The 8,338-nt window shown below is 64.0% G+C and carries 8 protein-coding genes; 2 read left to right on the forward strand and 6 right to left on the reverse strand.

Translation table 11 applies throughout. The features are described from left to right. Positions 1–7 precede the first annotated feature (7 nt). From KNN17_RS11770 to KNN17_RS11795, 6 genes are read right to left on the reverse strand one after another with little or no spacing between them, the layout of a single operon-like run. A complete protein-coding gene (locus KNN17_RS11770; RefSeq protein WP_241709261.1) occupies positions 8–1,576 on the reverse strand; it encodes an acyl-CoA synthetase in 1,569 nt (522 codons plus the stop codon). A 40-nt stretch (positions 1,577–1,616) separates the two neighbouring features. Next, a complete protein-coding gene (locus KNN17_RS11775) occupies positions 1,617–2,981 on the reverse strand; it encodes an MFS transporter (protein WP_241709262.1) in 1,365 nt (454 codons plus the stop codon). A gap of 44 nt (positions 2,982–3,025) precedes the next feature. Continuing rightward, entirely contained in the window at positions 3,026–3,481 is a 456-nt protein-coding gene (locus KNN17_RS11780; RefSeq protein ID WP_241709263.1) for a MaoC family dehydratase, read from the reverse strand. A 35-nt stretch (positions 3,482–3,516) separates the two neighbouring features. Then, positions 3,517–4,740 (reverse strand): acyl-CoA dehydrogenase family protein, encoded by a 1,224-nt coding sequence (locus KNN17_RS11785; RefSeq protein WP_241709265.1) that lies wholly within the window; start codon positions 4,738–4,740, stop codon positions 3,517–3,519. Between the two features lies 1 nt (position 4,741). Further along, the gene (locus KNN17_RS11790) at positions 4,742–5,635 is read right to left on the reverse strand and encodes an amidohydrolase family protein (RefSeq protein ID WP_241709266.1); all 894 of its coding nucleotides are present in this window, start codon (positions 5,633–5,635) and stop codon (positions 4,742–4,744) included. 1 nt (position 5,636) lies between these two features. Beyond that, positions 5,637–6,572, reverse strand: coding sequence for an SDR family NAD(P)-dependent oxidoreductase (locus KNN17_RS11795; RefSeq protein ID WP_241709267.1), 936 nt, complete (start codon positions 6,570–6,572; stop codon positions 5,637–5,639). A 122-nt stretch (positions 6,573–6,694) separates the two neighbouring features. Here KNN17_RS11795 and KNN17_RS11800 point away from each other — a divergent pair, with 122 nt between their 5' ends. Both KNN17_RS11800 and KNN17_RS11805 read left to right on the forward strand, forming a co-directional pair. Continuing rightward, positions 6,695–7,165: a MarR family winged helix-turn-helix transcriptional regulator gene (locus KNN17_RS11800; protein ID WP_241709274.1), complete on the forward strand. Its 471-nt coding sequence runs from the start codon at positions 6,695–6,697 to the stop codon at positions 7,163–7,165. Positions 7,166–7,291: 126 nt separating this feature from the next. After that, on the forward strand, positions 7,292–8,290 hold the full coding sequence (locus KNN17_RS11805; RefSeq protein ID WP_078108430.1) for a S1C family serine protease: 999 nt from the start codon (positions 7,292–7,294) through the stop codon (positions 8,288–8,290). Positions 8,291–8,338 lie beyond the last annotated feature (48 nt).

Here is an 8,338-nt window from a genome sequence, read left to right on the forward strand (position 1 = left end):
CGTCCCCTCAGGAAACGGTGCTTCGGCGAAGCTCGCTCTTGCGGATCTTTCCACTGGCCGTCCGCGGCATGTCGTCCACGAACACCACAGTCTTCGGGATTTTGTAGCGGGCCAGCCTGCCGGCCAAGTGTGCCCTGAGTTCGTCCTCGGTCAAAGTGGCGCCTTCGCGGAGCACCACCACGGCGCGTGGTACCTCTCCCCACTTCTCATCCGGCACGCCGATGACTGCCACGCTCCCTACGGCGTCGAGTTCACTGATCGCTTGTTCCACCTCGGCAGGGTAGATGTTCTCGCCGCCCGAAATGATCATGTCCTTGAGCCTGTCCGAGACGAAGACGAATCCGTCTGGGTCCTTGTAACCCATGTCTCCGGACTTGAACCAGCCGCCGTCCGCATAAGATTCGGCAGTGGCGTCGGGCCGATTCCAGTATTCGTGGATGACGTTGGGGCCTTTGATCTGGATTTCGCCCACCGTGCCCTGCTCAGCAAGGCCTCCGGCGACGTCGGCGATCCGGACGTCGCTGAAAAAGTGCGGGAGCCCGGAAGATCCCGCTTTGTCGCGGGACCTGGCGGCGGGCAGCGTGGTGGCGCCCGGCGCCGTCTCGGTCATTCCGTAGCCGTTGGAGAAGTGCAGTCCGCGCGCCTCGTACGCCTCCAGGACGCGCATCGGAACTGCCGATCCGCCGCAGGTCAGCTTGTTGAGGGATCCGAGGTCCGACGTCGGCCAGTCCGGGTGCTCGCAGAGCATCTGGTAGGTGGTGGGCACCCCGCTGATGGTGGTGGCCCGGTGCTGCTCGATGAGCTCCAGGGTGCGTCGGGGATCGAACCTGGACTCGAGGACGACGGTCCCGCCCTTGAGCAGCGTAGGCAACACCCCCATGTCGAGCGAGGCGACGTGGAACATCGGCGAGATCATGAGGGCTACATCGGTGGAGGAGAAATCAAAGTCGACAATCACGTTGATGCAATTCCAGGTGATGTTGCCGTGGGTCAGGAGCGCTCCTTTGGGGCGTCCCGTGGTTCCGGACGTGTAGAGGATCATGGCCCCGTCATCGAGCCCGACTTCCTCGTCCAGATGCCGGGCCGCTCCGGAGGCGACGACGTCCTCATAGTCTTCCGCCGCCGTCGGGGTCTCACGTCCGGTGCCATCGAAGCCGGAGGTGCTCTCGCCCGGGAGGGAATCGCCGACGACGATCCGCCGGCTCACGCGGGTGCCTTCCGCGCCGCTGGCCGCAAGGCCGTTGAGGCCCGCCGAGTGGATCAGCGCAACGGCACCGCAGTCCGCAAGCTGGAAGTTGATCTCCGGCGGGGCCAACCGCGTGTTGAGGGGTACGAAGATCGCCCCGAGCTGCCCACAGGCAAAAAGCGTTTCCAGGAAAGCCGGATGGTTGTCACCGAGGTACGCCACCCTGTCGCCCTTGGCAACGCCCCCGGCCTTGAGGGCGTTGGCCAGCCTGTCGGATCGTTCCGAAAATTCCGCGTAGCTGAGTTGGCGGTCTCCGGAGATCAGCGCGATCTTGCTTCCGGACTTCGGGCGGCGACGCTGCAGCCACGAACCGATGCCAAAATTCTCCATGTCGGTCCTTTCTTCTTTCCAAGCTAGACCCTTCCCGGGCTCAAGGCCGGACGGTCTGCAAATCGTTGTTCTTCGGTTCCCGGGTCAACAGGATGAAGATGATGGAGACGACGGACATCGTGGCAAGGTAGAAGACCACCGAGCCGGTGTCCTGGCCGGAGTCCTTGAAGATCTGGGCCACGATCCCAGGAGTGAAGCCCGCACCGAGGAGCGTCGCGAGCTGGTAACCCAGTGAGGCTCCGGTGTAGCGGGACGTGGTGCCGAACTGCTCGGACACGAATGCCGCCAGCGGCCCGAAGAGGGTTGAGTGGATCATCAAGCCAATGGTGAAGGCGACGAAGACCAAGAGGATGTTGTTCGAGGACAGCAACTGGAACATCGGAATCAGATAGGCGATGAAGAGCACGAGCCCGCCGATCATGACTGGCCTCCGGCCCAACTTGTCGGACAGCCTGCCGCCCAGGATCACGAAGGCGATGGAGATGAAGGAAGCAGCGGCGAAGGCGTACAGCACGCCCTGGCGGTCGGCGCCCTTGGAGACGGCAAAGGTGACCGCGAACGTTGCCAGCACCACTTGGAGGGCGAAGCCGGCAGCCCCGGCGAGCATGGTGAAGATCAAGGTCTTGGGCCGGCGCAACACCTGGAGGAGCGGGATAACGGCCTTCCCGGCACTGTTGTTCCTGGCGGGGCCGGAGTCCGCGTTCCGGGCCGCCCTTTCCTGTTCGATGGCAGCTTTGAAAATGGGGCTCTCCGAAACCTTGAGCCGGACGAACATGCCCACTGCAAGCAAGACAAACGAGAGCAGGAAGGGAACGCGCCAGCCCCAGGCAAGGAACTGGGAGTTTGGCAGGGCCGAGAAGGCGCCCATGATCAGTGTGCCCAGCACGGCGCCCGACGGCGCGCCCGCATTCACGAACGAGGCAGCGAAGCCGCGTTTCCCCGATTCGGAATGCTCCAACGCCATCAAGGCGGCTCCGCCCCACTCGCCACCCACCGCGATGCCCTGGAAAACCCGGAGCACAACAAGCATCACGGCGCCCCACGGACCGGCCACGGACGCGCCCGGGACCAGGCCGATCAGCGCGGACGCCAAGCCCATGACCAACATGGAGACGATGAGCATCCCCTTGCGGCCCAGGTTGTCGCCGAAGTGCCCGAAGATGACGCCACCCAGCGGGCGCGCCACGTATCCTGCGGCGAAGGTTCCGTAGGCGGCCACGACGCCCACCCAATCATCCATTCCCGAGAAGAAGACTTTGGGGAAGACCACGGCCGCAGCTGTGGCATACAGCAGGAAGTCGTAGTACTCGATGGTGCTGCCGAGGTAGCTGGAAGCAATGACAGTGCGGGCTTCCTTGCGCTTGGTGGCCACGTCCATGGATTGAAGCTGCGATATTTGGGACATCGTTGTTCCTTAAAGCAGGGGTGGGGGAGGGCGGGGTGTAGCGGCTATTTGTAGAAGCGGGCGAGGAATTCGGCCACGACTGCGGGGCGTTCCTGGCCTTCGATTTCGATGGTGTTGGCGACCTTGATCTGGGCGCCGCCCTTGACCTCGGTGACTTCGGCGATGGTGGCTTGCATGCGGATACGCGCGCCCACCTTGACCGGGGAAGTGAAGCGGACTTTGTCCAGGCCGTAGTTCACTTTCGTGGTGACGCCTTCGACGTCGAACAGCTCGCCCCAGAACGGGATGATGAGCGAGAGCGTGAGGAAGCCGTGGGCGATCGGGGCGCCGAACGGGCCGTCCTTGGCGCGTTCCGGATCGACGTGGATCCATTGGTCATCCCCGGTGGCGTCTGCGAACTTGTTGATCTGTTCCTGGCTGATTTCGCGGTATTCGGTGGCGCCGAGATCGGTTCCGGCGAGGGTGAGCAATTTGTCGAAGTCGACGACGAGATTGGGCATTGTTGCCTCCTGTGGTGGTTTTGGATTGTGGCGGGTTAGCGCGCGAAGGCGCTTTCGCCCGCAAGTGCGCGCCCGACGATCAGGGCGTTGATTTCGTGCGTTCCTTCGTAGGAATAGACGGCTTCGGCGTCGGCGTGGAACCGGGCAACGTCACTCTCGAGAGTGATTCCATTGCCGCCCGCCAACTCACGGGCCAGGGCGACTGTTTCCCGCATGGCCAGGCAGCTTTGCATCTTGGCGAGCGCGGAATCCTGGTCGCGGTAGATCCCGCGGGCCTGCTGTTCGGTCAGCCTGACCACGAGGGACAAGCTTGCGGTGAGGTTGCCAAGCATGCGGGCCAGCTTCTCCTGCACCAATTGAAAGGAACCCAGCGGGCGGCCGAACTGTTGGCGCTCGCGGACGTAGCGGAGGGCCGCGTCGAAGGCGCCGGCCTGGATGCCGGTGGCGATCCAGGCGACGTCGGAGCGCATGGCCCGGAGCATCGCCGCTACGTCCTTGAAGGAGTTCACCTTGTGCAGGCGCATGGATTCAGGGACCCGCACGCCGTCGAGCGTGATGTGGGCGTTCTGCATCATTCGCAAGGAAGTTTTCCGGTGGATCTTCTCCAAGGTCACCCCGGGCGCTTCGCGGTCCACGAGGAAGGCCTTGACCTGTCCGTCCGCGAGGTCGCGGGCGAAAACGCACAGCACGTCCGCGGTTGAGGCGCCCCCGATCCACCGCTTGGCGCCGTCCAGGACCCAGGTTCCACCGTCGTGGTCTGCTTCAAAGCGTGCCGTAGTAGAGAGACCGCCGGCGATGTCCGAGCCGTGCTCGGGTTCGGTCAGGGAGAACACGCCTTTCAGCGAGAAATCGATCACCCGCGGCATCCACCCGCGCTGCTGTTCCTCGGAAGCACCGACGCGGATTGCGGTGCGGAAGAGGCCGGCTTGCGCCGTGTACCAGGTGGCCAGCGAAGCGTCCGTGCGGGCGAGTTCGAAGATCCTGAAGCCTTGGTAGATGCCCCGGGCGGGACCGTGAACAGTCAGTTCCGCCGGTTCCATCAGGTCCAGGTCGATGAGTGGCCGGGCCAACTGTGCAGGGAACTCGCCGCGCTCCCAGTAGTCGGCCAACAATGGTTTCGCTTCACCGTCCAGGAAGTCGCGCAAGCGGCCCAGGACCCGGCGCTCGTCCTCGGTGAGGAGGGACTCGGCGTCGTAATAGTCGCAGACGCCGTAGAGGCGCTCCTCCGCCGCTGTCTCCACACGGATCTCCAGGCTCATCTCAGCCGTCCAATCCGAGCAGGCGCACCGCGTTGTCCTTGAGGATCTTGGGCCGGACTTCGTCCTTGAGCGGGAGGTCGGCGAAGGCGCCCAGCCATTTCTGCGGGGTGATGAGCGGGAAGTCCGTGCCGAAGAGGACCTTGTCCTGCAGCACGGAATTGGACATGCGCACCAGTGACTCCGGGAAGTACTTGGGGGACCAGCCGGAGAGGTCGATGAACACGTTGGATTTGTGGGTGGCGATGGAGTTGGCCTCGTCCTGCCAGGGCACCGAGGGGTGGGCCATGATGATCTGCAGCCCGGGGAAGTCAGCGGCCACGGCGTCGAGCAGGAGCGGGTTGGAGTAGGCCAGCTTGATGCCGTAGCCGCCGGGAAGGCCGGCGCCCATGCCGTTTTGCCCGGTGTGGAAGATGGCCGGGAGGCCCAGTTCCTGCAGGGTCTCCCAGAGCGGGTAGAACTGTTCGTCGGAGGGGTCGAAGCCCTGCAGGCTCGGGTGGAACTTGAAACCGCGGGCGCCCAGGTCAATTGCTTGGTGTTTGGCGCCCTGGATGGCCTCGGCACCGGTGCGGGGATCCACGCTGCCGAACGGGATCAGCACGTCGTTGTTCCTGGCGGCTCCGGCGATCAGCTCGGGGATGCTGTTGGGCTCGTGCTTGAGTTGCGTACGGGCGTCCACAGTGAACACGACGGCGGCCATGTTCAGTCCGCGGTAGACCTCGGCGATCCGGTCCAGTGAGGGCGTGCGGTCCTCGGCCCTGAAGTACTTTGCTGAAGCTTCCGTCAACTCATGGGGAAGGGATTCGTGGCCATGGGCGTCCACTTCGAGATGGACGTGCATGTCGATCGCGTCAAGTTTTGAGGCGTCGATGCCGAGTTCGTAACGCTGTGCGGCCATGTCAGCGGACCTCGGCGGCTTCGGGTTGCAGTTCCTCGGGCAATGGCAGAAATTCTTCGCCGACGCTTTGCAGCTTGTCGCCGAACAAGGGGCCGAAGTTCTCCAGAAGGTCCTGATAGCCCCAGCCGCCCTCGCGGTACTCGGTGACGGCTGCTTCGGGGTGGGTCCAGAGCTGCAGGCGGTCTCCGCCGGCGCCGATGGCCTGTCCGGTAATGCCGGCCGCTTCGTCGGAGGCGAGGAAGGCAATGAGCCCGGAGACGTCGTCGGCCGTTCCAAAGCCGAGCTCGTGGCGGAAGAAGTGCGGCATGGCCTCGCCGCGCTCGTCCGCCTCCACAGCTTTCCGGAAGTACGGGATGGTCTTGGTCATCGCCGTAGCGGCTACGGGGATGACGGCGTTGGCTGTGACGCCCGCTTTCTTCATTTCCAGTGCCCAGGTCCGGACCATGCCCACGATTCCGGCCTTGGCTGCGGCGTAGTTTGTTTGCCCGAAGTTGCCGCGCTGCCCGGTCGGGGAGCCGATGGCGATGATACGGCCTGGGATCCCGTTTTCCTTGAAGTAGCCGAAGGCCTCGCGGGCGCACATGAAGGTGCCGCGGAGGTGGACGTTGATGACCAGGTCGAAGTCCTCGTCCGTCATCTTCAGCAGGCTCTTGTCCCGCAGGATCCCGGCATTGGTGACCAGGATATCCAGGCGGCCAAATTCCGTGACAGCCGCTTCCACCAACTGCTTCGCTACTTCGGTGCTGCCGACGGGAGCGACGACGGCGACGGCCCGGCCGCCGTCGGCTTCGATGGTCCGGACCGCTTCGCCGGCCACCTCGGCGTCGACGTCGTTGATGACCACCGCCGCGCCGTGACGGGCGAGTTCCCGCGCGTAAGCAAGCCCCAGTCCCCGGCCGCTTCCGGTGACAATCGCTACTTTTCCTGACAGGCTCATCGCTGCTCCTTTGCTCGATCCCGTGCATCCAGGCCCTCGGCGTGGGATGCTGTTCTGTATCCATGAGAATACGTATAGTTGAAAATGTCAACGATTGATTTTGAAGATTATTGGAGTTTGTTATGACGATCGAGGCGCAGGACGAGCAGCAGGCTGCCGCGAAGGACCGGCTGGTCGCCGCTCCGATCAGCCAGGACGTGGGTTTCCTGCTGGCAAAGCTCCATGCCGGCGGCTCGGTCCTGAACAACCGGGCGCTGGCCGAGTTCGACCTCAAGGAGAGGTCTTACTCGGTCCTGATCCTGGCCAACAGCGGCCTGGAGCCCACCCAGCGGGAATTGGCGGACTTCCTCAGCCTTGACCCCAGCCAGATCGTCGCCTTGGTGGACGAGCTTGAAAAGCGGAAGCTCGTGGCCAGGGCACCAGGCAAGCAGGACCGCCGGGCCAAGACGGTGACTGCGACGTCGAAGGGGAGCCAATTGCTCGACCAAGCAGCCATTGCGGCCCGCCTTGCGGAATCCGAAGTGCTGGCGGCGTTGGACGACGGTGAAGCCGCCCAACTCAAGGCGCTGCTGCGAAAAGCGTTGTGGGGTTAAGCGTCGAGGAGTTGGGTTCCCAATCATCAGTGGCGTGTCAGAGTTCACCCACGGCGTAGGGCGGAACGGACTAACCGAAGCAGTGTATTCGTTGATATAGACACCACCGGTTACAGGAGGTGCACGATGAGTACGTTGCCGGAACAAGTTTTTCCCGAGGACATTCCTGACGCCCCGTCGGATGACGAAGCCTTGGACGCCTACTCGCGGACAGTGATGCACGTAGCAGAGACGGTCACGCCGCATGTTGCAGCATTGGAGATGAGAAGCGCACGCAGGAACGGCCAGGTCAGCATCGGAAGCGGGTCCGCCGTCGTGTTCACGGGCGACGGCTATTTGCTGACCAACGCCCATGTGGTTTCGGGCCTGCGCTCCGGGCGGGCGATCTTCGCCGACGGAACCCATACTGACGTCGAACTCGTCGGAGCGGATCCCTTGTCCGATCTCGCCATTGTCCGCGGGCACCACACGCCGCCGCCTGCCATCCTGGGCAACGCGGAGTCGCTGCACGTCGGCCAATTGGTGATTGCCGTCGGTAATCCGCTGGGGCTGGCCGGATCGGTGACGGCAGGCGTGGTCAGCGGACTCGGGCGCTCCATCCCGGTCAGGTCCGGCCGGCACAGCAGGGTGATCGAGGATGTCATCCAGACCGACGCCGCGCTGAACCCGGGCAATTCCGGGGGAGCCCTGGCCGACACCAAGGGACGGATCGTGGGAATCAACACCGCAGTGGCCGGCTTGGGCCTCGGACTCGCAGTGCCGATCAACACCACCACTCAACGGATCATCGCCGCCCTGTTGAAGGACGGCCGGGTCCGGCGGGCATACCTTGGCTTGGTGAGCACACCTATTCCGTTGGACGCGAGTGCGGTGATCCGGACGGGCCAGAAGGAAGCGCTCCGCGTCGTGGAGGTCATCGCGGGATCTCCCGCGGAGCGGGCAGGAATGCTCGCGGGCGACCTGGTCCTGAGTGCGCAGTCGCGGGCAGTATCCAGTGCCGAGAGCCTGCAAAAGCTCTTGTTTTCGCAGGCCATCGGTGAGCCGTTCCTCCTGACGGTCCTGCGCGACGGAAAGATCCACGCGATTGTCGCAGTGCCCAGCGAAATGACCGATGCGGATTCATGAGGAAGCACCCCACGGTGAAACCAGTCCGCTAAAAAGCCGGGGCCACAA

The sequence above is a fragment of the Arthrobacter bambusae genome (assembly GCF_022606295.1).
Lineage (GTDB): Bacteria > Actinomycetota > Actinomycetes > Actinomycetales > Micrococcaceae > Arthrobacter > Arthrobacter bambusae_A.

Excerpts from the sequence above, each read along its gene's own strand:
- KNN17_RS11785 (WP_241709265.1), bottom strand. The coding sequence starts at position 4,740 with ATGAGCCTGGAGATCCGTGTGGAGACAGCGGCGGAGGAGCGCCTCTAC.
- KNN17_RS11780 (WP_241709263.1), bottom strand. The coding sequence starts at position 3,481 with ATGCCCAATCTCGTCGTCGACTTCGACAAATTGCTCACCCTCGCCGGA.
- KNN17_RS11795 (WP_241709267.1), bottom strand. The coding sequence starts at position 6,572 with ATGAGCCTGTCAGGAAAAGTAGCGATTGTCACCGGAAGCGGCCGGGGA.
- KNN17_RS11805 (WP_078108430.1), top strand. The coding sequence starts at position 7,292 with ATGAGTACGTTGCCGGAACAAGTTTTTCCCGAGGACATTCCTGACGCC.
- KNN17_RS11800 (WP_241709274.1), top strand. The coding sequence starts at position 6,695 with ATGACGATCGAGGCGCAGGACGAGCAGCAGGCTGCCGCGAAGGACCGG.
- KNN17_RS11770 (WP_241709261.1), bottom strand. The coding sequence starts at position 1,576 with ATGGAGAATTTTGGCATCGGTTCGTGGCTGCAGCGTCGCCGCCCGAAG.
- KNN17_RS11775 (WP_241709262.1), bottom strand. The coding sequence starts at position 2,981 with ATGTCCCAAATATCGCAGCTTCAATCCATGGACGTGGCCACCAAGCGC.
- KNN17_RS11790 (WP_241709266.1), bottom strand. The coding sequence starts at position 5,635 with ATGGCCGCACAGCGTTACGAACTCGGCATCGACGCCTCAAAACTTGAC.